This window comes from Bradyrhizobium sp. Crot121, from assembly GCF_059512385.1.
This window is the reverse complement of sequence record NZ_JCAMOR010000341.1, coordinates 1-500: the sequence shown is the minus strand read 5'-3', so window position 1 is coordinate 500 and position 500 is coordinate 1. Positions and strand designations below refer to the sequence as shown.

Sequence of the window (500 nt, the reverse complement as noted above, 5' to 3'; positions counted from 1 at the left end):
TACGCTTCTCGCGGGCCGCTTGTTTTTCGAGGCGCTGAGCGCGCTGGTCAAGCTGGCGCAGATCGCCGCGCCAAAGCTCACGATCCTTGATCGTGTAGCGCTGCCCGTTCTGCTCGACCTGTTGGATCGAGGTCAGGGTGCTTTCAAGCTGCTCTTCGATGCTCTTTGCCATGCCCCGAAGCTACGGGACAAGGCTCGTTCCAAAGAGATCGTTCCGGTCGCCCTTAGCGCGCTCGCTTCGGGGCGTCTTTGAAGATCACGACATCGTCGGGCGGCACACCACCGGCGAGATAGATGCGCAACAGCATCTCGATAGTGCCGGAAACGGCCGACTTGCCCTTTTCCATGTTGTAGACGTGGTCGGTGCCGTGATCTTCCGAGAGGCCAAGGGCGCGCACAAGCTCTTGGGCCGTCAGCGGGCCACCGCCGGGCTTCCACATCTTGCCAAGCGTCACACGGGCGGCTCGGACATCGTCCTTGGTCATCATGCTCTTCATCTA

1 protein-coding gene is annotated in these 500 nt (G+C 61.0%); it reads right to left on the bottom strand.

Features of this window, described 5'->3' with window-relative positions; translation table 11 throughout:
* Positions 1-224: 224 nt before the first annotated feature.
* On the bottom strand, positions 225-485 hold the full coding sequence (locus AC5ZGW_RS46870) for a hypothetical protein (RefSeq protein ID WP_496114233.1): 261 nt from the start codon (positions 483-485) through the stop codon (positions 225-227).
* Between the last annotated feature and the right edge of the window lie 15 nt (positions 486-500).

Bases quoted from the DNA above. Each gene is read 5' to 3' on its own strand.
- AC5ZGW_RS46870 (WP_496114233.1), bottom strand. From the start codon at position 485: ATGACCAAGGACGATGTCCGAGCCGCCCGTGTGACGCTTGGCAAGATG.